Below are 19290 nucleotides of genomic sequence, written 5' to 3'. Positions count from 1 at the left end.
CTCGCCGCGACGCAGACCAGCGCCGCGGCCGGGATACGCGGGTGTAGCTCAGTTGGTTAGAGTGCCGGCCTGTCACGCCGGAGGTCGCGGGTTCGAGTCCCGTCACTCGCGCCATTCCCTCTGAAATCTCTCAGGGAATGGCGCGTCTCCCCGCCTTAAAGACAATCACAAAAACCTAGGGTTCGCGTCCTGCGACCAGCACATTCTGCACGCGCCGCCCCAGCGGATCGCGCGATTGCCAGGTCTCGCCGACACCGGCATCGACCATCGTCGTACAGAAGCGCGGGATCAGCATATTGGGCCGGATGTTGGTCAGGCACACCTTCTCGCCATTCACCGACCAGCGAGCAGACAGACGCCGCCCGTCCGAGAACTGGGCTGCGTAGGTGCCGTCACGATTGAACCAGTGCTTGACCCAGCCCCCGTCCGGATAGCGGGACACCACCGTGTTAGTGAACACCGCATCCATATCGGCCTTGGCCGGTAAAGCCGTCAGACAGGCGAACGCCATCGTCGTCACGGCAAGCAAACGCTGCATGAAACCCCCCTCTCGAACCCATCCCCGACCCGAACATTACCGAACATTAACCGAATGCCAAGCGTGACTGCAGCGCAGCGGGAATAGTTGACTATTTCGCATGGACTTCTATATGCGGCCCACGTTCGGGACAGGACTGGCGAATCCGCGCCGCCCGCTCGCCCAGAGACAGGGCGGTTCCGCGACATCGCACGACGACCCTGATGCGCGGGGCGTCCTTCAATCCAGTCCCAAGGACCTATGACCGAATTTTCCCAACTGGGCCTCTCGCCCATGACCCTGCAAGCGGTCGCTGATACCGGCTATACGATCGCCACCCCCATTCAGGCGCAAGCCATTCCCGTCGCCCTCGCCGGACGTGATGTCCTGGGTATCGCCCAGACCGGCACCGGCAAGACCGCAGCCTTCACCCTGCCCCTGGTCGAGCGGCTGTCCACGGGCCGTGCCCGCGCGCGCATGCCTCGCGCCCTGGTGCTGGCCCCGACCCGCGAACTGGCCGACCAGGTGGCGGAGAGCTTTGCGAAATACGCCAAGGGCACAAAGCTGACCTGGGTGCTGCTGATCGGCGGCGTGTCGATGGGCGACCAGGTCGCGGCCCTGAACAAGGGCGTCGACGTGCTGATCGCCACGCCCGGTCGCCTGATCGACCTGTTCGAGCGTGGCAAGATGATGCTGAACGGCGTGGAGATCATGGTCGTCGATGAAGCCGACCGCATGCTGGACATGGGCTTCATCCCCGACATCGAAAAGATCTTCAAACTGACGCCGCCCAAGCGCCAGACCCTGTTCTTCTCGGCCACCATGCCGCCCGAAATCACGCGCCTGACCACCCAATTCCTGAAAGACCCCACCAGGATCGAGGCTTCGCGACCCGCTGCGACCGCCGACACCATCACCCAGTATCTGGTCCGTATCCCTTCCAGCGATCCCAAGATGAAGCGCGCCGCCCTGCGGACGCTGATTGGCCGGGCCGATGTGCGCAACGGAATCGTGTTCTGCAATCGCAAGTCCGAAGTCGACGTCGTCGCCAAGTCGCTGAAGCAGCACGGTTTCGACGCTGCCCCGATCCATGGTGACCTGGACCAGTCCCTACGCACCAAGACCCTGGCCGCCTTCCGCTCGGGCGAGTTGAAGCTGCTGGTGGCCTCCGACGTCGCCGCGCGCGGTCTGGACATTCCCGACGTCAGCCACGTCTTCAACTATGACGTCTCGCACCACGCCGACGACTATGTGCATCGCATCGGACGCACGGGCCGCGCGGGCAAGCTGGGCCAGACCTTCATGATCGTGACGCCGGGCGACGACAAGTCGCTCGACAAGGTCCTGAAGCTGATCAAGATGGATCCGCAGGAACTGGTTCTGGACCCCGCCGATCTGGGCGGTCCCGTCCGGTCGACCGCGCGAGCCGAGAAGCCCGCTGCCACGGATGACACGCCCAAACCCGCCCGCAGCCGCCGCAAGACCGCGTCGCCATCGCCGACCGTCGAAGCCGCTGCAGACGTTCCGGCCGTCGCCGAGCCCCGCGTTCAGCAAACCGCTGCCGAGGTCGCAGAACCCGCCGAAAAGGCCGTCGGTCGCAGCCGCAGTCGTCGCGGTCGCAAGGGATCGGAGCCGACGGAAGCCAAGCCGGTCGCGGCGACCACCAAGCGTGTCGAAGAAGCGCCCGCTGAAGCTTCCGGGCCACCTATCACCGAGCGACCGGCCCAGAAAGCTCATCTGCGTCAGTCCGACCGTCGCGGCGGGCAGGACGACGAGGCCCCACGCTCGTCTAACGGCCGCCCGTTCGGCGAGGGGGAAATTCCCGCCTTCCTGCGCCGGACGACCCTGCCAAAGGGCTGAGCGGCATCAAGCGTCACCTTGCGACTGCCATTTAACCCGGCGTTACAGAAAACCGCCTAGGCTTCGGCACAAGGTCGCTAGAAGGCGACGCGCCGGGACGTACTGAATGACAGCCAAGGTCGAAACTGCCCTCAGGGGTCCGCAAGCCTATGATCTGGCCAGGCGGATTATCGAGGCCATGGAATCGGCAAATGTCTGGCCCAGCGCTCTGAACTTTGAACTCTGGACCCACTATCTGGCCGAGCCGGATGGTGCATTGGGCACCGAGATTGCGCGGCTGCTGGCCGCTGGCGAGCGCTTCACCGAAGCCACCGCCGACATGCTGGCCGCCGAGTACCTGCCGCGCGGTCGCCTGACGGAAGAAATCCGCGACGCCGGACGCGTGCTGGATCGCGAACTGTCCAGCGTCGCCGCCGCCATTTCCCAGGCCCATCAGACCCAGTCCGCCTACGGCAAGACCCTGGAAGGGGCCGCGACCAGCATGGAGGGTGCGGACGGTGCACCTGCTTTGCAGACCATCGTCACCAGCCTGACGACCGCGACCCGGCGTGTACAGCGCGAGAATGTAACTCTGGAGAAGAAGCTGGAGACCTCGACCAAGGAGGTGGCCAAGCTGCGCGAACATCTGGAGCAGGTGCGCCGCGACGCCATGACGGACGCCCTGACCAATCTGGCGAACCGCAAGGCCTTCGACGACCATCTGGAAGCTGCCTGCCGACAATCGGAAGAAATGGGCACTGCTCTGACCCTTGCGGTCCTCGACATCGACAACTTCAAGGCCTTCAACGACACATGGGGTCACCAGACGGGTGATCAGGTGCTGCGCTATGTAGCCAGCGTTCTGGGCCGGGTTGCGAAAACGCCTCGCATCGCCGCCCGCTATGGCGGCGAGGAGTTCGCCATGATCTTCCCGATGGAAAGCATGTCCCAGGTCGAAAAGGCTCTGGAAGGCATCCGCAAGGAAATCGGGACCCGCGCCCTTCGCCGTCGCTCGACCAATGACGAACTCGGAACCGTCACCCTCTCGGCCGGATTTGCGCATCGCCATGTCGGGGAGAGCGCGGTCAATCTGCTGGAGCGGGCAGATGCCGCCCTTTACGTCTCCAAGCGCGAGGGCCGCGACCGCGTCACCTCGGCCGAACGACTTCAAACCGCAGCCTAGCCGCCACGCTCCGTTTCGGCTCTAGTCCCCTCATGCGCAGCCTTGCCTTTGCCTTCGCCTACTGGACCTTGTCGATCGGCTACGGGCTGGCCGCCGCGTTCGCCGCACTGGTTCCGGGTCGTGGCGCTACGGGCTGGATCATTCGTCGCTATGTGAAGCGCATGGTTCAGGCCATGCGGCTGCTGGCGGGGATCAAACTTCAGGTTCGCGGACGCGAACGTCTGCCCGACGGCGCCTTCATCATCGCCTCCAAACACCAGAGCTGGGGCGATGGCTTTGCCGTCTATGACCAGTTCGAGGATCTGGCCTTCGTCACCGGCGACCATCTGGAGAAGTTCCCGCTGCTGGGCACCGTGCTGCGCAAGCTGGGGGCCATTGTGGTCAACAACTGCGGGGGCCGTGAGGCCCGGGATGCCCTGAATCACCGTAGTGCCGACGCCCATGCGGCGGGCCGCAAGATTCTGATCTATCCCGAGGGCAATCTGGCCAAGGTGGGCGAGAAGTTCCGCTACCGCTCCGGCGTCTGGCACATGTACCGCGACTTCGACATGCCGGTCGTGCCGCTGGCCTCCAACCTGGGCCTGTTCTGGTCGCAGGAGGATTTCAGAAAGACGCCGGGCCTAGCAACGATCGAATTCCTGGACCCGATCCCGACCGGCCTCGGCAAGGAAGAGTTTCTGACGCGACTGGAAGCGGCCGTCGAGGACCGGACGGCAGAGCTGATCGCCGATGCCACCGGTCGCCCGGTGACGCCTGCTGTGCGGGTTCTGGCCCCGGATGAAGTCCGCAAGGCGAAGGCCGCGGCGCAGTCAGCGGCAGCCTAGGCCGCCGGGATCACCGCGCCGTCATACTTGCCCGTGATGTAATCCTTCACCGCCTGGCTGCGCAGCATGGCCGCCAGGGCCGCGATACGCGGGTCGTTCCGGTTGTCCGAGCGGGTCACCAGGTAGTTGATGTAGGGGCTATCGCCACCCTCCAGTGACAGGGCATCGGTACGCGGCTTCAGGCCCGCATCGAGCGCATAGTTGGTGTTGATCACGGCCAGATCGGCCTGGTCCAGAATACGCGGGATGGTAGCGGCCTCGACCTCGCGGAAGGTGAAGCGGCGCGGGTTGCCGGTGATGTCGCGCACCGTCTGCAACGGATTGGCGGGATCGCGCAGGGTGATCAGACCGGCGCTCTGCAGCAGCAGCAGCGAGCGCCCGGTATTGGACGCATCATTGGGCAGGATGATCAGCGCACCGGCAGGCACCGCCGCCAGGTCGCGATGCTTGCGCGAATAGACGCCGAGCGGCTCCACATGCACGCCTGCCACTGTTACCAGATCGGAGCCGCGCGCGGCGTTGAACTCGTCCAGATAGGGTTTGGTCTGGAAATAGTTGGCGTCCAGACGGCGCTCGGCCAGCTGGGTATTGGGCTGGACGTAGTCGTTGAAAACCTTGACCTCGATATTGGTGCCCTGGGCCGCCAGCAACGGCTTGATGTGTTCCAGAATTTCCGCGTGCGGCACGGCGGTGGCCCCGACGACCAGCGGCGCATCCGGCCCCGCGGCCTTGTCCGCCCCCTGCCCGCACGCGCTGAGCGTGACGGCGGCGAGCGCGAGAGTCAGGAGGGAGCGACGCAGCATGAGAATGGCCTTCTAAGCGGGATCAGCGGTGGGAAACGGCGGCGACCAGTCGGTCGCCCAGCATCTGCAAGCCCTGCACGAGGACAAGGAGCAGCAGGACGGTGACGACCATGACATCGGTCTGAAAGCGTTGGTAGCCGAAACGGATGGCCAGATCACCCAGTCCCCCGGCCCCGACGACCCCCGCCATCGCCGTATAGCTCACCAGGGCGATGGCGGTGACGGTCGCGCCCGCGATCACGCCGGGCATAGCTTCGGGCAACAAGGCCTTGGTGACGATCTGCCAGGTGGAGCCGCCCATGGCCTGGGTCGCCTCGACCACGCCCTTGTCCACTTCGCGCAAAGCCGTCTCGACCAGGCGTGCGTAGAAGGGCGCTGCCCCCACCACCAGCGGCGGAATGGCCCCGGCCACGCCCAACGACGTCCCGACCAGCAGCACCGTCACCGGCAGCATGACGATCAGCAGGATGATGAAGGGCACCGATCGCAGCACATTGACCACGAAGGACAGCAGGCCATTCAGAACCGGATTGGCCGCCAGTCGCCCCTTGCCCGACAGATACAGCAACACCCCCAGCGGAATCCCGAACACCACGGTCAGGGCCATCGCCCCGCCGAGCATCAGCAGGGTGTCGATGGTCGCACGAACGATCTCGGACCAGTCGATATTGACGAAGAAGGTCTCCATCAGGCCGCATCCCCCACCTGTTCAACGGTGACGCCGCGTGCCGTCAGCTGGGCCACCGCCGCCTCGGCATCGCCGCCGGTGAAGGCCACGACCAGCTGGCCATAGGGTTCGCCGCGAATACGGCTGATCCGGCCCGACAGGATGGAATAGTCCACGCCGACCGAGCGGGCGACGCGGCTCAGTTCGGGCTCATAGGTCGAGCTGCCCCTGAAGGTCAGTCTGGCCAGACGTCCGCCCGGCGGCACGGTCGTGGCGTCGAACGCCTCCTCGCCCTCGGCCAGCATGGCACGGGTCGCGGCATGGCGGGGATGCAGGAAGACATCGGCGGTCGCCCCCTCCTCCACCACACGGCCGTCCTTCAGCACCGCCACCCGGTCGCAGACCCGGCGCACCACCTCCATCTGGTGGGTGATCAAAACGATGGTCAAGTTCAGGTCGCGGTTCAGCTGATCCAGCAGAGTCAGGATTTCGTCCGTCGTCTCGGGATCCAGCGCACTGGTCGCCTCGTCGCACAGCAGGACGCCGGGTTCGCAGGCTAGTGCACGGGCGATTCCGACCCGCTGCTTCTGGCCGCCGGAGAGTTGCGCGGGATGTTTCTTGGCGTGTTCGGCGAGACCGAGCTGATCCAGCAGGCTTGCGACCCGACGATCCACGTCTGCCGACGGCCGCCCCTCCAGCCGCAACGGAAAGGCCACGTTCTCGGCGATCGTCTTGGCGTTCAGCAGGTTGAAATGCTGGAAGATCATGCCGATCCGGCGACGCGCGGCCCTCAGATCAGCGGGCGACAGGGCCGTCATGTCCTGGCCATCGACGACGACACGCCCGGCATTCGGGCGTTCCAGCAGATTGATCGTCCGGATCAGGGTCGATTTGCCCGCGCCCGAGCGCCCGACCACGCCGAACACCTGACCGGCCTCGACCGTCAGATCGACCGCGTCCAGCGCCACGCGCTCGCCCGCCGCGCTCTGGAAGCGCCGGGTCACCCCCTCGAGCTGGATCATCAGTCGGCTTGCTCTTCGGCTTCGACGGCCTTGACCGGAACGATGGTAACGCTCTCGCCACAGCCGCAGGCATCGGTCTGGTTCGGGTTCCGGAACACGAATTTGGACGCCAGTTTGGTGGTCTCGTAATCGATCTCCGACCCGATCAGGAACAGGATCGCCTTGGTGTCGACGACAACGGTGGCACCCTTGTCGGTCACGACCTCATCCAGCGGTCCGATCTCGTCCGCGAAGGCGAAGGTGTATTCCTGCCCCGCGCACCCCGCATTCTTCAGCCCGACGCGCAGCGCCTTGTGTCCGCCCGCCTCAGTCAAGGCGCACACCCGCTCAGCCGCGGCCTCGGTCAGGGTGACGACGGCGGGGCGCGGACGGCGCGGACGGGGCGTGGTCTGAAGTTCGCTCATGACATCCCTCAGAACATATTCAGGGCCATCTTGGCCTCGTCGCTCATCTTCGACGCATCCCATGGCGGGTCGAAAGTCAGGTCTGCGGTGGCGGACTTGATGCCCTCGACCTTCATCACCGCCTGCTCGACCCAGATGGGCATCTCACCCGCGACCGGACAGCCGGGGGCCGTAAGCGTCATCTCGATCCGCGCGTCGAAGTCGTCGGACAGATCGACCTTGTAGATCAGTCCCAGCTCATAGATGTCGACCGGGATCTCCGGGTCGAACACCGTCTTCAGCGCCGCGATGATGTCGTCGGTCAGCCGGTCCAGTTCAGCGGGCGTGATGGCTCCGCTGGCCACGGCCGCGCCGCGTCCACCGTCGTCATCCTTGCCCAGCAGGGTCGTGTCATCACTCATGCAAAGAACTCGCGGGCCTTGATCAGGGCGTCGGCAAAGGCGTCGACGTCCTCGAGGGTGTTATATAGGGCGAAGCTGGCGCGTGCGCTCGAGGTCAGGCCAAATCTGCGCGACAGGGGCTCGGCGCAATGCAGTCCGGCACGCACCGCCACGCCATAGCGGTCCATGATCTGGGCGATGTCGTGGGCGTGGGCCCCCTCGACCGTGAAGGTGAAGATCGCACCCTTGCCCGGCGCAGTCCCGACCTCCGTCAGCCAGTCGCGGCCTTCCAGGCGAGTGCGGACATGGGCCAGCAGGGCCTGCTCATGGGCCGAGACCGCCGCCGCATCGAAGCCCGACAGCCAGTCCAGCGCCGCCTCCAGGCCGATGGCCTCCAGGATCGGCGGCGTCCCCGCCTCGAACCGGTGCGGAATGCCGGCATAGGTCACCGCATCCTCGGTGACGGTGGCGATCATTTCGCCGCCACCCTGATAAGGGGGCAGAGCCTCTAGCGCAGCGCGCTTGCCATACAGCCCGCCGATGCCGGTCGGGCCGAACAGCTTGTGGCCCGTGAAGACGTAGAAATCGGCGTCAAGCGCCTGGACGTCGGGGCTGCAATGTACCGCCCCCTGGCAGCCATCGACCAGCGCCAGCGCACCCGCCGCATGGGCCAGATCGGCGATGGCCCGCACATCGTTCACCGTGCCCAGCACGTTCGACATGTGCGTGACGGCCACCAGCTTCGTGCGCGGCCCGATCAGCTCGGCCAGTGCCGCCATGTCCAGCGACCCGTCGTCCAGAACCGGTGCCCATTTCAGGACCATACCTTTGGCTTCCCGCAGCATGTGCCAGGGCACGATGTTGGCGTGATGCTCCATCTGGGTGACGACGATCTCGTCGCCCGGCTGCAACGACTGCCCCAGCCCCGCCGCGACCAGATTGATCGCCTCGGTCCCGCCCTTGGTCCAGACGATCTGCTCGGCGCTCTCGGCGTTCAGAAACCGGGCGACCGTCTCGCGCGCCGCCTCGAACGTCTCGGTCGTTTCATTCGCCAAGGTGTGCAGGCCGCGGTGGACGTTGGCATAGCTGCCCTCCATCGCCGCCGTCATCGCTTCGATCACCGCGCGCGGCTTCTGCGCCGAGGCGGCCGAGTCCAGATAGACCAGTGGCTTGCCGTTCACCGTCCGCGACAGGATCGGAAACTGGGCGCGTGCCGCATAGGCGTCGAAAGCACTCACTGCCCGCGTGCCTCACTGGCTCGCCGGAGCTCCGAGACCCGCTCAACTACAAATTCAGTGAAGCTGGTCCAACGACTGGCTTCCTCGCCTTTGGGGCTCCATTCCACAACATCTTTCCGAGAGAGGTCGATGCCGACCACGTACCCAGCCATATCATCCCCGATCGCCACAAGCCGCCCAGTTGGTGCATTGTGGCCATAGATCAGAGCAACGGATGTAGGGCCGGAATAGAACATGAAGCTCCCGTCCAGTTCACCCCATCCAATCTGTTGGAGCCAATCTACGTAGTCGGTCGGCAAACCTGCAGTTTCGACCTGCAGGTTGCCGCAGTCTGCTGCGGGGACCGGCTCAAGCCAATCTGCTGCAAACTTCCGGTCGTCAGGCGACATCAGACTGCCCCGCCTAGCCGACCAGTCAGCCATGACCTGACCACTTCCCGTGCCGCCTCGTGGTCGATGCGATCCACGACCTCGAACAGGAAGGCCTGGGTCAGCAGGGCCCGTGCCTCGTCGGCCGGAATCCCGCGCTGCTGCATGTAGAACAGGGCGCTCTCGTCCAGATTGCCGACCGTGTTGCCGTGCGCGCACTGCACGTCGTCGGCATAGATTTCCAGCTCCGGCTTGGCATCCACCTCGGCCCGCTCGCCCAGGATCAGGGCATGGTGACCCATGCGCGCATCGGTGCCGTCGGCGCCACGCTCGACGACGATCTTGCCCTGGAACACACCGCGCGCGGTGTCCCGCACGACGCCCTTGGTCAGTTGGGAGGTGACCCCATTCAGGCCGCCGTGGCGGACGACGCTGGTCAGGTCCGCATGGCGCTCGCCGGACAGGGCATAGAGACCGTCCAGCAGCACCTCGGCCCCCTCGCCGCCGTGGATCAGCCGTGTCTCCTGGCGCTGCAACCGCGCCCCGCCCGTGATAGTCGTCTGGCGATAGCGACCACCCGGTGCCACGCGGACATCGATCTCGGTCAGGGAGATGGCGTCATGCGGCTCATCGACCAGGACGATACGGGTCACCTCGGCACCGCTGGCGACGTCGATGTCCAGCCGATTGTGGGCGACATAGGCCGAGCCGGCGCCCTCGTGCGTTTCCAGCAGCAGCAGTTTGGCCCCCGGCCGCGCCACGACCCGGGCCGAGGCGGAATGTCCCGTCTCGGTGGCATTGGAGATGAACCGCAGGCGCAACGTCTGCTCGCCCGAAGCGAGGAAGTCCGTCACCCCGATCGCGCGCCCGTTGCCGAACACGATCGCATCCCCGCCCAGCTCATAGAAGGGTCCGGGCGGTCCGACCGTGGTGGTAGGCGACGGTGCAGGCGCGTCGCGCAGCACCCGGCGCAGGTCGGTGTATTTCCACGCCTCGACCCGCCGCGACGGGAAGGTCGAGGGGTCGCGAAGGTCGACCGCCGTCACGCGGCCTGCGGCAGATACTTGTCGTACCCTTCCGCCTCCAGTTGGTGCGCCAGCTCCGGCCCGCCCGAGGCGACGATGCGGCCGCCGGCCAGCACATGCACCCGGTCGGGTTTGATGTAGTCCAGCAGTCGCTGATAGTGGGTAATCACCAGCATGGCCCGGTCGGGGCTGCGCAGGGCATTCACCCCCTCCGACACGATCCTCAGGGCGTCGATGTCCAGGCCTGAATCGGTCTCGTCCAGGATCAGCAGCGACGGCTCCAGCAGGGCCACCTGCAGGATCTCCATCCGCTTCTTCTCGCCGCCGGAGAAGCCGACGTTCAGCGGCCGCTTCAGCATATCGAAATCCATCTTCAGCGCGCTGGAGGCCACCCGGACCATCTTCAGGAAGGCCGGTGCCGACACCTCCTCCTCGCCCCGCGCCCGCTTCTGGGCATTCAGCGCCGTGCGCACAAATGTAAGCGCCGGGACGCCGGGAATCTCGATCGGATACTGGAACGACAGGAACACGCCCTTCGCCGCCCGCTCGGCGGGTTCCAGGTCCAGCAGGTCCTGGCCCTGCCAGGACACGGTGCCTTCGGTCGCCTCATAGCCGGGCCGTCCCGACAGGGCATAGCCCAGCGTCGACTTGCCCGCCCCGTTCGGCCCCATGATGGCGTGCACCTCGCCTGCCGGAACGTCGAGCGTCAGGCCCTTGAGGATCGGCTTGTCGCCGACGGAAACGTGGAGGTTTTCAATCTTGAGCATTGTTTCTTCTTGTTATCCGACCGAGCCTTCAAGGCTGATCGCCACCAGCTTCTGCGCCTCGACGGCGAACTCCATCGGCAGTTTCTGCATCACGTCGCGGACGAAGCCGTTGACCAGCAGGGCCACCGCCTCCTCCTGCGACAGGCCGCGCTGCTGGGCATAGAACAGCTGGTCGTCCGACAGGCGCGTCGTCGTCGCCTCGTGCTCCAGCTGGGCCGAGCCGTTGCGGGCCTCGATATAGGGCACGGTGTGCGAGCCGCAGTCGCCGCCGATCAGCAGACTGTCGCACTGGGTGAAATTACGCACCCCCGTCGCCTTGGGATGCACCGACACCAGGCCGCGATAGGTCGAGTCCGACTTGCCCGCCGAGACCGCCTTGGCGATGATCCGCGACTTCGAGTTCTTGCCCAGGTGGATCATCTTGGTGCCGGTGTCGGCCTGCTGATGCCCGTTGGTGATGGCGATCGAATAGAACTCGCCCGAGCTCTCCTCGCCCTTGAGGATGCAGGACGGGTATTTCCAGGTCACGGCTGACCCGGTCTCGACCTGGGTCCAGCTGACCTTCGAACGGTCGCCGCGGCAGTCGGCACGTTTGGTGACGAAGTTGTAGATGCCGCCCTTGCCCTCGGCGTCGCCGGGGTACCAGTTCTGCACCGTCGAGTACTTGATCTCGGCGTCGTCCAGCGCGACCAGCTCGACCACCGCCGCATGCAGCTGGTTCTCGTCGCGCATCGGCGCCGTGCAGCCCTCCAGATAGGAGCAGTACGACCCCTTGTCGGCGATGATCAGGGTGCGTTCGAACTGGCCCGTCTGGCTGGCATTGATGCGGAAATAGGTCGACAGCTCCATCGGACAGCGCACGCCCGGCGGGATGTAGACGAACGATCCATCCGAAAAGACCGCGCTGTTCAGGGCCGCGAAATAGTTGTCCGAGACCGGCACCACCGAACCCAGATATTTGCGCACCAGCTCAGGATGTTCGCGCAAGGCCTCGGAAATCGGCATGAATATCACCCCGACCTTGGCCAGCTCGGCCTTGAAGGTGGTGACGACGCTGACGCTGTCGAACACGGCGTCCACCGCGTAGCGCGGCGCGCCCTCGACGCCGGCCAGCACCTCCTGCTCCTTCAGCGGGATGCCCAACTTCGCATAGATGGCCAGCAGTTCCGGATCGACCTCGTCCAGCGACTTGGGCCCCTCCTTCTTCTTGGGCGCGGCGTAGTAGAAAAGGTCCTGATAATCGACCGGCGTGTATTTCACCGACGACCAGGTCGGCTCCTCCATGGCCAGCCAGCGCTCATAGGCAGCGAGGCGCCATTCCAGCATCCACTGCGGCTCACCCTTCTTTTCGGAGATGAAGCGGACGATGTCGGCATTCAGCCCACGCGGGGCATATTCCGTATCGATGTCCGACGTGAACCCGTGCTCGTACTTCTCCAGTGCGGCGACGGCGTCGATGGTTTCCTGAACGGCTGCCATGATCTTACGCGACTTCCTTCACGCGCTGGCTCAGGCGTTCGGCCTGGCGGGCGCTGTGCTTCTCATATGCGGTCACCCAGGCGTCGGCGAAGCGTGACCAATCGTCCTGCGTCGTACCCCAGCCACCCGAGACGCGGACCCCGCCGGTCGCCAGCGCATGCAGCCCCATGGCCGAGATCGCCTTGGACGGCTTGACCTTGCCCGACGAACAGGCGCTGCCCGCCGAGACCATGATACCCGCCAGATCCAGCGTGATCAGCTGCTGCGGGCTGTCCCAGCCCTCGACGGCCATGAACAGGGTGTTGGGCAGGCGCCCGACCGTGCCGCCGATGACGGTGGCTCCCGCCGCCGCGACCCGCGCCTCGGCCGCATCGCGCCAGACGACATGCGCCATCGCCTGATCCAGATCACGCGCGGCACAGTCGGCGGCGGTGCCGAAGCCCGCGATGCCGGGAACATTCTCGGTCCCCGCCCGCAAACCCCGCTCCTGCCCGGCACCGTGCAGCATGCGCACGGCGGCGATGCCGTCCTTCAGCACCAAGGCTCCAACGCCCTGCGGCCCGCCCAGCTTGTGCGCCGACAGCGTCAGGGTGTCGGCATCCAGCGTCCGCATATCAACCGGCACCTTGCCCGCCGACTGGATCGCATCGACGTGAAGCCAGCCACCTGCGGCCCGCACCAACGCCGCCGCCTGCGCGATCGGCTGGATGACGCCGCTCTCGTTATTGGCATGGTGGATGGCCACGACGGCACGGCCCGGCCTTGCCAACGCATCGGCCAGCCAGACCAGATCGACCACGCCGTCCGCGTCGACCGGCAGCACCTCGACCGGCGCGCCAGACATAGCCGCTGCCTCGGCCACGCAGGGATGTTCCGTCGCCCCGACGATCAGCCGCTCGCAGCCTGCGGCCAGGGCACTCAGGATCGCCTGTGCGTTCGATTCGGTCCCGCCGGAGGAGAATACGATCGCCGTCGGATCGGCCCCGACCAGATCGGCCACCTGCGCCCGCGCCGTCTCGACCCGCGCCCTTGCGCGCCGTCCTGCGGCATGCACCGCCGATGGATTGCCGTTATCAGCCAGAGCCTTGGCCATGATCTCCTGAACTTCAGGGCGAACCAGGCTGGAGGCGTTGTAGTCTAGATAGACGGGGCTCATGCGGCCACCCCGATCTCGTCGGCCCCGGTTGCGTCAATGGGTGCCCGACGCCGCGCCCCGGTGCGGTTCATCACCACATCTTCCAGCGACACCCCGGCCAGGTAGCGATGGATTTCGTCGCCCAGATCTTCCCACAGATTGTGGGTGATGCAACGCTCGCCCGCCATCATGCAGCCCTTGGGCGAGGAATGGCCGACGCAGCGCGTGGCGCGGATGGGTTCATCGACCGCCAGAACGATTTCCGCGACCACCGTCTCATGCGGACCCTTGGCCAGCCGATAGCCGCCACCGGGGCCGCGTACGCTGCGAACCAGCCCGCCTTTTCTCAGGCGCGCAAACAGTTGCTCCAGATAACTCAATGAAATTTCTTGGCGCGTGGCGATTTCGGCCAGGGAAACAGCCCGGTCGCGGCCGTCGTCGGTCCGGCCATTCTTGGCCAGATCCGCCATGGCCATGACGGCATATCGTCCCTTGGTCGACAGTCGCATCGGACACCCGCTAAAAATCGCGCGCATTTTCGGGGTCCTGTGCTAGAACCCGCGGCTTCACAAAAGCGGCTGCGCGCCATGCGGACTTAGAAAGTCCTACCGCATCGGTCAAGTATTACGCACCTGCGAAACGACAGTTGAACACGGGAATCCGCTCCGCCCATGCCTGAAGTCATCCTGCCCGGCGCCTCTGGCCGCATCGAAGGTCGCTACTCCCCGGGCAAACGCCCCAATGCGCCGATCGCCCTGATCCTGCACCCCCACCCCAAGGCGGGCGGGCATATGAACAACCCGGTGGCGGTCACGCTGTACCAGCTGTTCGTGAAGCGCGGCTTTGCGACCCTGCGCTACAATTCGCGCGGCGTCGGCAAGTCCCAGGGCGAGTTCGACAGCGGCATCGGTGAACTAGCAGACGCGGCCACCGCTCTGGACTGGCTGCAGTCCAACAACCCCGGCGCGACCCAGACCTGGGTCGCCGGTTATCAGTTCGGGGCCTATATCGGCATGCAACTGCTGATGCGCCGGCCCGAGACGGACGGCTTCATCTCCGTGTCGCCGCCGTCGAACATGTACGATTTCAGCTTCCTGGCGCCCTGCCCGGCCTCGGGTCTGTTCCTGCACGGCACCAACGACACCGTCGTGCCGCCGGTCGAGGTCGAGCGCGTGGTCAACAAGCTGCGCACCCAGAAGGGCATCGTCATCGATTATGAGCTGGAAGACGGCGCCAGCCACTTCTGGCAGGACCACGTCGATGCCGTGGACCGCCGCGTCGGCCTGTATCTGGACAAGCGCCTGGAAGAAAAACCGGCCTGATCGGTTGGATAATTCGGGACGGCACTCTCCAGAGTGTCCAACCGATTTATCCATGGTTATCCAATCGACCTAGTACAGCAGATGAGGCCTGCGTAGCTCTTCCCACCTGCGCTCGTCCGGCCGTGCGACAGCATCCAGATCGTCCGGCGTCGAAGCAGTGTCGTCGACCCATTCCCGCAACGCAGGCCCGCCGTTGATCACGTCGATCGGCAGCTTGCCGAAGGCATACTCATACGGAAAATCGCGCCACAGGTCGTAGTCCGGATACAGCCGCCGGATGGCCTTGAAGCCCAGGGCCTGTACCCGCCACGGCTGAAACGCCTCATGGTCATAGGCCGGGTAGTCGACATGGATCTGGACCCCCGAGCACAGCTTGCCGACGTGTTTGTGGAAGGTCGGCTCAAACCACATGTCACGCAGCACGCAGCCCTTCAGCCACTGCGGCGCAAACGCCCGCATCTCGGCAATGACGGCGCGGGCGTCGAAGTCCGGCGCGCCGAACAACTCCAGCGGACGGGTCGTGCCCCGCCCCTCGGACAGGGTCGCCCCCTCCAGCATGACGGTGCCGGCATAGGCACGGGCCATGCAGACATTGGGCGCATTAGGGCTGGGGTTGATCCAGCTGCGCTGATGCAGCGGCCAGCCGTAGCCAGGGCCTTCGTCCGGCCTCCAGCCCTGCATCTCGATGACGCGATAGGCCACGTTCAGCTTGAAGTGATCGATAAACCACAGCCCCATCTCGCCCAGGGTCATGCCGTGGCGCATCGGCATGGGCCCGGCCCCGACGAAGCTCTCCCAGCCCGGCTGCAACAGCGTCCCCTCGACGGGCCGCCCTGCCGGATTGGGCCGGTCCAGCACCCAGACTTCCTTGCCGTGCTCGGCCGCCGCCTCCAGCATGTAGAGCAGGGTCGTCACGAAGGTGTAGATGCGGCACCCCACGTCCTGCAGGTCGATCAGGACGACGTCGAACGTGCTCATCATCTGGCCCGTCGGCCTGCGCACCTCGCCATACAGGCTGAAGACGGGGATGCCATGCACCGGATCGGTCTCGTCCGGCGTCTCCATCATATTGTCCTGAAGGTCGCCCTTCATCCCGTGCTGAGGGCCGAAGGCGGCGGTTAGCCGGATGTCCGCGCAGGCCATCAGGGCGTCCACCGAATGGGTGAGGTCCGCCGTCACCGACGCCGGATGCGCCACCAAAGCCACGCGGCGGCCTTTCAGACCAGCGCGCAGGTCCGCGTCGGACAGGAGACGGTCAATGCCGAATTTCATGGCAGTTCCAGCGTGAAAGAGTCGGGATGATGGAAATCCGGCTTGTCGGACGGATGAGCAAGCGCCCAGTAGGAGATGGTACCGTCCTTGGCCTCGACGACAGCCGACAAGCCTAGGTGAGAAGCGTCAGGCGGAAGCAGGACCGTGCCTTCCAGTGCCACCATATCGGCGGCCCCATCCAGTCCAGCGACAACCACGGCTTCCAGCGCGTTCGCCATGCCCTGCCGATAGCCGTCGAATCGATAGCTGGCCCAATGGCCTGAAGGCGAGAGGTTGAACTCGTGATAGCCTTTCGGGGTCTTCACGAAGGCCTCGAAACAGGTCGTCGTCCACAGTCGGTCCATACGTCCAGGTTCAACTAAAGGAGGCCACGTGATCGCATCTACATCGCCATCGACGACATAGCGTAGCCACAAACTGCCAACCCGCCGTTCGAAGAGAACAGTCACATCAATAGCTGGGCCGCCGACAGCCTCCGGATGCGGCAGCAAGACCGCCGTCTTCACATCCTCGTTGCCGGTTCGCGCTTCCATGACGCCGTGCTACACGCCCCCTCCTCTCCAAGCCAAGACTTGATGTTCCCATGACCGAGCCCGCCTTCCAGTCCGACTTCCTCAAGACCATGCAGGCGCGGGGCTACATCCATCAGATCACCCATCCGACGGAACTGGATGCGGCGGCAAGGGCGGGCGTCGTGACCGGCTACATCGGCTTCGACGCCACCGCGCCATCTCTGCACGTCGGTCACCTCATCCAGATCATGCTGCTGCGCCGTCTTCAGCAGGCCGGCCACAAGCCGATCGTCCTGATGGGCGGCGGTACGACCAAGGTTGGGGACCCCAGCTTCAAGGACACTCAGCGACCCCTGCTGACGCAGGAGCGGATTGCCGAGAACATCGCCGGCATCAAGGGCGTGTTCGAGAAATTCCTGACCTTTGGCGACGGTCCGACCGACGCCGTGATGCTCGACAACGACGAATGGCTGTCGAAACTCGGATACCTCGAATTCCTGCGTGATTACGGCACGCATTTCACGGTCAACCGCATGCTGAGCTTCGATTCGGTCAAGCTGCGGCTCGAAAGAGAGCAGCCGCTAACCTTCCTTGAGTTCAACTACATGCTGATGCAGGCGACAGACTTCCTGGAGCTGAACCGTCGCTACGGCTGCACGCTGCAGATGGGCGGCTCGGACCAGTGGGGCAATATCATCAACGGCGTCGAACTGACCCGAAAGGTCGACCAGAAAGCTGCCTTCGGCCTGACCACGCCGCTGCTGGCCACGGCCTCGGGCCAGAAGATGGGCAAGACCGTCGGCGGTGCCGTCTGGCTGAACGCCGACGCCCTGTCGCCCTATGACTACTGGCAGTACTGGCGCAATACGGAGGATGGCGACGTCGGCCGCTTCATGCGCCTGTTCACCGACCTGTCGGACGCCGAGATCGCGGGCTACGAGGCGCTGGAGGGAGCAGCGATCAACGATGCCAAAAAGGCCCTGGCGGATGCGACCACCACCATGCTGCACGGGGCGGATGAAGCCGCCAAGGCGCGGGCCGCCGCAGAGGGCGCGTTCGAGCGCGGCACCCTGTCGGCCGACCTGCCCACCGTCGAACTGCCATCGGCCGAAGTGATCGGGGCCATGATCGCCGCTGTAACAACACGCGCAGGCCTGACGGCGTCTAACGGCGAGGCACGACGCCTGGCCCAGGGCGGCGGACTGCGACTGAATGACGAGGCGATTTCCGATGGCGCGCGACTTATCGAGTCGTCGGACATCAACGCTGACGGCGTCCTGAAACTGGCCGCCGGCAAGAAGAAGATCGTCCTCGTCCGTCCCGTCTGAAGCGAGAAATCCATGACCGACATCACCGAAGGCACCCCAGCTCCCGCATTCGACCTGCCCACCGACGGCGACGCCAATGTCTCCCTCGACGCGCTGAAGGGCCGGACGGTCGTCCTGTATTTCTACCCCAAGGCCGATACGCCGGGCTGCACCAATGAAGGCAAGGATTTCACCGCCCTGGCCCACGACTTCGCCAGCCTGGGGGCTGTGGTGATCGGCGTCTCCAAGGACCCGGTCAAGAAGCTGCAGAAGTTCAAGGCCAAGTATGACCTGAACATCCAGCTGGCCTCTGACGAGACGGCAGGCGTGACTGAAGCCTATGGCGTCTGGGTCGAGAAGAGCATGTACGGCAAGACCTATATGGGCATCGAACGCGCGACCTTCCTGATCGACGGCGAGGGCATCGTGCGCCGCGTCTGGCGCAAGGTTTCGGTCAAGGGGCATGCCGACGAGGTCCTAAGCGCCGTCCGCGCCCTATAGGTTCGGTGAGCATTGGTCTGAACCAGTGCTTGCCACCAGACGACCGCTCGGCCTAACTGCCGCCGGGGCTTTTACATGACAGGCGGAGACAGCCATGTTCAACAAGAGCAAGTCGGACGACAACAGTTTGAACATCCCGTCGATGACGGAACGACCACCGGAGCCTTCGCGCGCGCTGGATACACCGCGCCCGGCCACGACGCCCGTCACGACGACAGCGTCCGCCCCGCGCTCGACCAATCTGTCGACCCTGTCCGCCGGGGTACGCTATGAAGGCAACATCTCCGGCGGCGGCGACGTGCAGGTCGACGGTGCGCTGAAGGGCGACGTACGTCTGGCTCGCGTCCTGATCGGCGAGAGCGGCTCGGTCGAGGGTGCCATCACCGCCGATATGATCGAGGTGCGCGGCAAGGTGAACGGTTCGATCACCGCCAAGTCGGTCCGCCTCCTGGCCACCGCCCGCGTCGAGGGCGACATTACCCAGGAACAGCTGGCCATTGAGCCGGGGGCCTGGTTCCAGGGCCGCTCCATCCAGGCCAAAAAGGAACTTCCCACTGCCGCTGCCATCGCCGAGGCCGAAGCGGCCAAGCCCGAACGCTATCAGCCGGAAACCCCCGTCGCACCTGCCATGCCGAACGTGACCGTGGCCGCCAGCAAGCCCTCAGTGGCGCAGGCGAAGTCGGCCTAGACACCGATTTCTCCCTCCCCTTCATGGGGAGGGAGAA

22 protein-coding genes and 1 tRNA gene are annotated in these 19290 nt (G+C 65.2%); 8 read left to right on the top strand and 15 right to left on the bottom strand.

The genetic code is table 11. From position 1 onward, the window contains the following. Positions 1 to 37 precede the first annotated feature (37 nt). Positions 38 to 114 (top strand) — tRNA-Asp (locus WC585_RS08520). A 61-nt stretch (positions 115 to 175) separates the two neighbouring features. On the opposite strand, the gene WC585_RS08515 is transcribed toward WC585_RS08520, so the two are convergent. After that, positions 176 to 538: a hypothetical protein gene (locus WC585_RS08515; RefSeq protein WP_373257361.1), complete on the bottom strand. Its 363-nt coding sequence runs from the start codon at positions 536 to 538 to the stop codon at positions 176 to 178. A 240-nt stretch (positions 539 to 778) separates the two neighbouring features. Between WC585_RS08515 and WC585_RS08510 the strand changes: the two genes are divergently transcribed. The 3 genes from WC585_RS08510 (at position 779) to WC585_RS08500 (ending at position 4363) form a co-directional block, all read left to right on the top strand. Beyond that, entirely contained in the window at positions 779 to 2377 is a 1599-nt protein-coding gene (locus WC585_RS08510) for a DEAD/DEAH box helicase (protein ID WP_373257359.1), read from the top strand. A gap of 106 nt (positions 2378 to 2483) precedes the next feature. Continuing rightward, positions 2484 to 3539: a GGDEF domain-containing protein gene (locus tag WC585_RS08505; protein WP_373257357.1), complete on the top strand. Its 1056-nt coding sequence runs from the start codon at positions 2484 to 2486 to the stop codon at positions 3537 to 3539. 32 nt (positions 3540 to 3571) lie between these two features. Continuing rightward, entirely contained in the window at positions 3572 to 4363 is a 792-nt protein-coding gene (locus WC585_RS08500; RefSeq protein ID WP_373257355.1) for a lysophospholipid acyltransferase family protein, read from the top strand. Here WC585_RS08500 and WC585_RS08495 read toward each other — a convergent pair. From WC585_RS08495 to WC585_RS08440, 12 genes are read right to left on the bottom strand one after another with little or no spacing between them, the layout of a single operon-like run. Beyond that, positions 4360 to 5166: a MetQ/NlpA family ABC transporter substrate-binding protein gene (locus WC585_RS08495; RefSeq protein WP_373257353.1), complete on the bottom strand. Its 807-nt coding sequence runs from the start codon at positions 5164 to 5166 to the stop codon at positions 4360 to 4362. The two genes, WC585_RS08500 and WC585_RS08495, sit on opposite strands and share 4 nt — an antisense overlap. 22 nt (positions 5167 to 5188) lie before the next feature. Further along, complete coding sequence (locus tag WC585_RS08490) at positions 5189 to 5854, bottom strand: methionine ABC transporter permease (RefSeq protein WP_373257351.1); 666 nt, start codon at positions 5852 to 5854, stop codon at positions 5189 to 5191. Then, positions 5854 to 6855, bottom strand: coding sequence for a methionine ABC transporter ATP-binding protein (locus WC585_RS08485; protein ID WP_373257349.1), 1002 nt, complete (start codon positions 6853 to 6855; stop codon positions 5854 to 5856). Before WC585_RS08485 ends, WC585_RS08490 begins: the two co-directional genes overlap by 1 nt. Beyond that, complete coding sequence (locus WC585_RS08480; RefSeq protein ID WP_373257347.1) at positions 6855 to 7259, bottom strand: HesB/IscA family protein; 405 nt, start codon at positions 7257 to 7259, stop codon at positions 6855 to 6857. Before WC585_RS08480 ends, WC585_RS08485 begins: the two co-directional genes overlap by 1 nt. Before the next feature lie 8 nt (positions 7260 to 7267). Next, positions 7268 to 7660, bottom strand: coding sequence for an SUF system Fe-S cluster assembly protein (locus WC585_RS08475; RefSeq protein WP_373257345.1), 393 nt, complete (start codon positions 7658 to 7660; stop codon positions 7268 to 7270). Beyond that, positions 7657 to 8877 carry an aminotransferase class V-fold PLP-dependent enzyme gene (locus WC585_RS08470; RefSeq protein ID WP_373257343.1) on the bottom strand — a complete coding sequence of 407 codons (1221 nt, stop codon included), beginning with the start codon at positions 8875 to 8877 and terminating at the stop codon, positions 7657 to 7659. Before WC585_RS08470 ends, WC585_RS08475 begins: the two co-directional genes overlap by 4 nt. Continuing rightward, positions 8874 to 9266 carry an SMI1/KNR4 family protein gene (locus tag WC585_RS08465; protein WP_373257341.1) on the bottom strand — a complete coding sequence of 131 codons (393 nt, stop codon included), beginning with the start codon at positions 9264 to 9266 and terminating at the stop codon, positions 8874 to 8876. The genes WC585_RS08470 and WC585_RS08465 overlap by 4 nt, the downstream gene beginning before the upstream one ends. Next, positions 9266 to 10291 (bottom strand): Fe-S cluster assembly protein SufD, encoded by a 1026-nt coding sequence (gene sufD / locus WC585_RS08460; RefSeq protein ID WP_373257338.1) that lies wholly within the window; start codon positions 10289 to 10291, stop codon positions 9266 to 9268. Before sufD ends, WC585_RS08465 begins: the two co-directional genes overlap by 1 nt. Beyond that, positions 10288 to 11037, bottom strand: coding sequence for a Fe-S cluster assembly ATPase SufC (gene sufC / locus WC585_RS08455; protein WP_373257336.1), 750 nt, complete (start codon positions 11035 to 11037; stop codon positions 10288 to 10290). Before sufC ends, sufD begins: the two co-directional genes overlap by 4 nt. A gap of 12 nt (positions 11038 to 11049) precedes the next feature. After that, positions 11050 to 12516 carry a Fe-S cluster assembly protein SufB gene (gene sufB, locus WC585_RS08450; RefSeq protein ID WP_373257334.1) on the bottom strand — a complete coding sequence of 489 codons (1467 nt, stop codon included), beginning with the start codon at positions 12514 to 12516 and terminating at the stop codon, positions 11050 to 11052. Between the two features lie 4 nt (positions 12517 to 12520). Then, positions 12521 to 13672 carry a cysteine desulfurase family protein gene (locus WC585_RS08445; protein ID WP_373257332.1) on the bottom strand — a complete coding sequence of 384 codons (1152 nt, stop codon included), beginning with the start codon at positions 13670 to 13672 and terminating at the stop codon, positions 12521 to 12523. Continuing rightward, positions 13669 to 14160 (bottom strand): Rrf2 family transcriptional regulator, encoded by a 492-nt coding sequence (locus WC585_RS08440; RefSeq protein ID WP_292175787.1) that lies wholly within the window; start codon positions 14158 to 14160, stop codon positions 13669 to 13671. The genes WC585_RS08445 and WC585_RS08440 overlap by 4 nt, the downstream gene beginning before the upstream one ends. Before the next feature lie 162 nt (positions 14161 to 14322). On the opposite strand from WC585_RS08440, the gene WC585_RS08435 reads away from it, so the two are divergent. Beyond that, a complete protein-coding gene (locus tag WC585_RS08435; protein ID WP_373257329.1) occupies positions 14323 to 14973 on the top strand; it encodes an alpha/beta hydrolase in 651 nt (216 codons plus the stop codon). A gap of 69 nt (positions 14974 to 15042) precedes the next feature. Here the strand turns inward: WC585_RS08435 and WC585_RS08430 are convergent, their stop codons facing one another. Both WC585_RS08430 and WC585_RS08425 read right to left on the bottom strand, forming a co-directional pair. Continuing rightward, a complete protein-coding gene (locus WC585_RS08430) occupies positions 15043 to 16245 on the bottom strand; it encodes an exo-beta-N-acetylmuramidase NamZ domain-containing protein (RefSeq protein WP_373257327.1) in 1203 nt (400 codons plus the stop codon). Then, on the bottom strand, positions 16242 to 16778 hold the full coding sequence (locus WC585_RS08425; protein ID WP_373257325.1) for a DOMON-like domain-containing protein: 537 nt from the start codon (positions 16776 to 16778) through the stop codon (positions 16242 to 16244). Before WC585_RS08425 ends, WC585_RS08430 begins: the two co-directional genes overlap by 4 nt. Before the next feature lie 50 nt (positions 16779 to 16828). Here WC585_RS08425 and tyrS point away from each other — a divergent pair, with 50 nt between their 5' ends. The 3 genes from tyrS to WC585_RS08410 all read left to right on the top strand — a co-directional run bounded on the left by tyrS (position 16829) and on the right by WC585_RS08410 (position 19253). Next, positions 16829 to 18085 (top strand): tyrosine--tRNA ligase, encoded by a 1257-nt coding sequence (gene tyrS, locus WC585_RS08420; protein ID WP_373257323.1) that lies wholly within the window; start codon positions 16829 to 16831, stop codon positions 18083 to 18085. Positions 18086 to 18097: 12 nt separating this feature from the next. Next, entirely contained in the window at positions 18098 to 18565 is a 468-nt protein-coding gene (gene bcp, locus WC585_RS08415) for a thioredoxin-dependent thiol peroxidase (protein WP_373257321.1), read from the top strand. Between the two features lie 94 nt (positions 18566 to 18659). Then, entirely contained in the window at positions 18660 to 19253 is a 594-nt protein-coding gene (locus WC585_RS08410; RefSeq protein WP_373257319.1) for a polymer-forming cytoskeletal protein, read from the top strand. The last annotated feature ends 37 nt before the right edge of the window (positions 19254 to 19290 follow it).

The organism is Brevundimonas sp. (assembly GCF_041648055.1).
Lineage (GTDB): Bacteria > Pseudomonadota > Alphaproteobacteria > Caulobacterales > Caulobacteraceae > Brevundimonas.
Note: the sequence above shows the minus strand (reverse complement) of the source record. Positions and strands in the feature narration are given on the sequence as shown.

Bases quoted from the DNA above. Each gene is read 5' to 3' on its own strand.
- WC585_RS08515 (WP_373257361.1), bottom strand. From the start codon at position 538: ATGCAGCGTTTGCTTGCCGTGACGACGATGGCGTTCGCCTGTCTGACG.
- WC585_RS08510 (WP_373257359.1), top strand. From the start codon at position 779: ATGACCGAATTTTCCCAACTGGGCCTCTCGCCCATGACCCTGCAAGCG.
- WC585_RS08505 (WP_373257357.1), top strand. From the start codon at position 2,484: ATGACAGCCAAGGTCGAAACTGCCCTCAGGGGTCCGCAAGCCTATGAT.
- WC585_RS08500 (WP_373257355.1), top strand. From the start codon at position 3,572: ATGCGCAGCCTTGCCTTTGCCTTCGCCTACTGGACCTTGTCGATCGGC.
- WC585_RS08495 (WP_373257353.1), bottom strand. From the start codon at position 5,166: ATGCTGCGTCGCTCCCTCCTGACTCTCGCGCTCGCCGCCGTCACGCTC.
- WC585_RS08490 (WP_373257351.1), bottom strand. From the start codon at position 5,854: ATGGAGACCTTCTTCGTCAATATCGACTGGTCCGAGATCGTTCGTGCG.
- WC585_RS08485 (WP_373257349.1), bottom strand. From the start codon at position 6,855: ATGATCCAGCTCGAGGGGGTGACCCGGCGCTTCCAGAGCGCGGCGGGC.
- WC585_RS08480 (WP_373257347.1), bottom strand. From the start codon at position 7,259: ATGAGCGAACTTCAGACCACGCCCCGTCCGCGCCGTCCGCGCCCCGCC.
- WC585_RS08475 (WP_373257345.1), bottom strand. From the start codon at position 7,660: ATGAGTGATGACACGACCCTGCTGGGCAAGGATGACGACGGTGGACGC.
- WC585_RS08465 (WP_373257341.1), bottom strand. From the start codon at position 9,266: ATGTCGCCTGACGACCGGAAGTTTGCAGCAGATTGGCTTGAGCCGGTC.
- sufC (WP_373257336.1), bottom strand. From the start codon at position 11,037: ATGCTCAAGATTGAAAACCTCCACGTTTCCGTCGGCGACAAGCCGATC.
- sufB (WP_373257334.1), bottom strand. From the start codon at position 12,516: ATGGCAGCCGTTCAGGAAACCATCGACGCCGTCGCCGCACTGGAGAAG.
- WC585_RS08445 (WP_373257332.1), bottom strand. From the start codon at position 13,672: ATGAGCCCCGTCTATCTAGACTACAACGCCTCCAGCCTGGTTCGCCCT.
- WC585_RS08440 (WP_292175787.1), bottom strand. From the start codon at position 14,160: ATGCGACTGTCGACCAAGGGACGATATGCCGTCATGGCCATGGCGGAT.
- WC585_RS08435 (WP_373257329.1), top strand. From the start codon at position 14,323: ATGCCTGAAGTCATCCTGCCCGGCGCCTCTGGCCGCATCGAAGGTCGC.
- WC585_RS08430 (WP_373257327.1), bottom strand. From the start codon at position 16,245: ATGAAATTCGGCATTGACCGTCTCCTGTCCGACGCGGACCTGCGCGCT.
- WC585_RS08425 (WP_373257325.1), bottom strand. From the start codon at position 16,778: ATGGAAGCGCGAACCGGCAACGAGGATGTGAAGACGGCGGTCTTGCTG.
- tyrS (WP_373257323.1), top strand. From the start codon at position 16,829: ATGACCGAGCCCGCCTTCCAGTCCGACTTCCTCAAGACCATGCAGGCG.
- bcp (WP_373257321.1), top strand. From the start codon at position 18,098: ATGACCGACATCACCGAAGGCACCCCAGCTCCCGCATTCGACCTGCCC.
- WC585_RS08410 (WP_373257319.1), top strand. From the start codon at position 18,660: ATGTTCAACAAGAGCAAGTCGGACGACAACAGTTTGAACATCCCGTCG.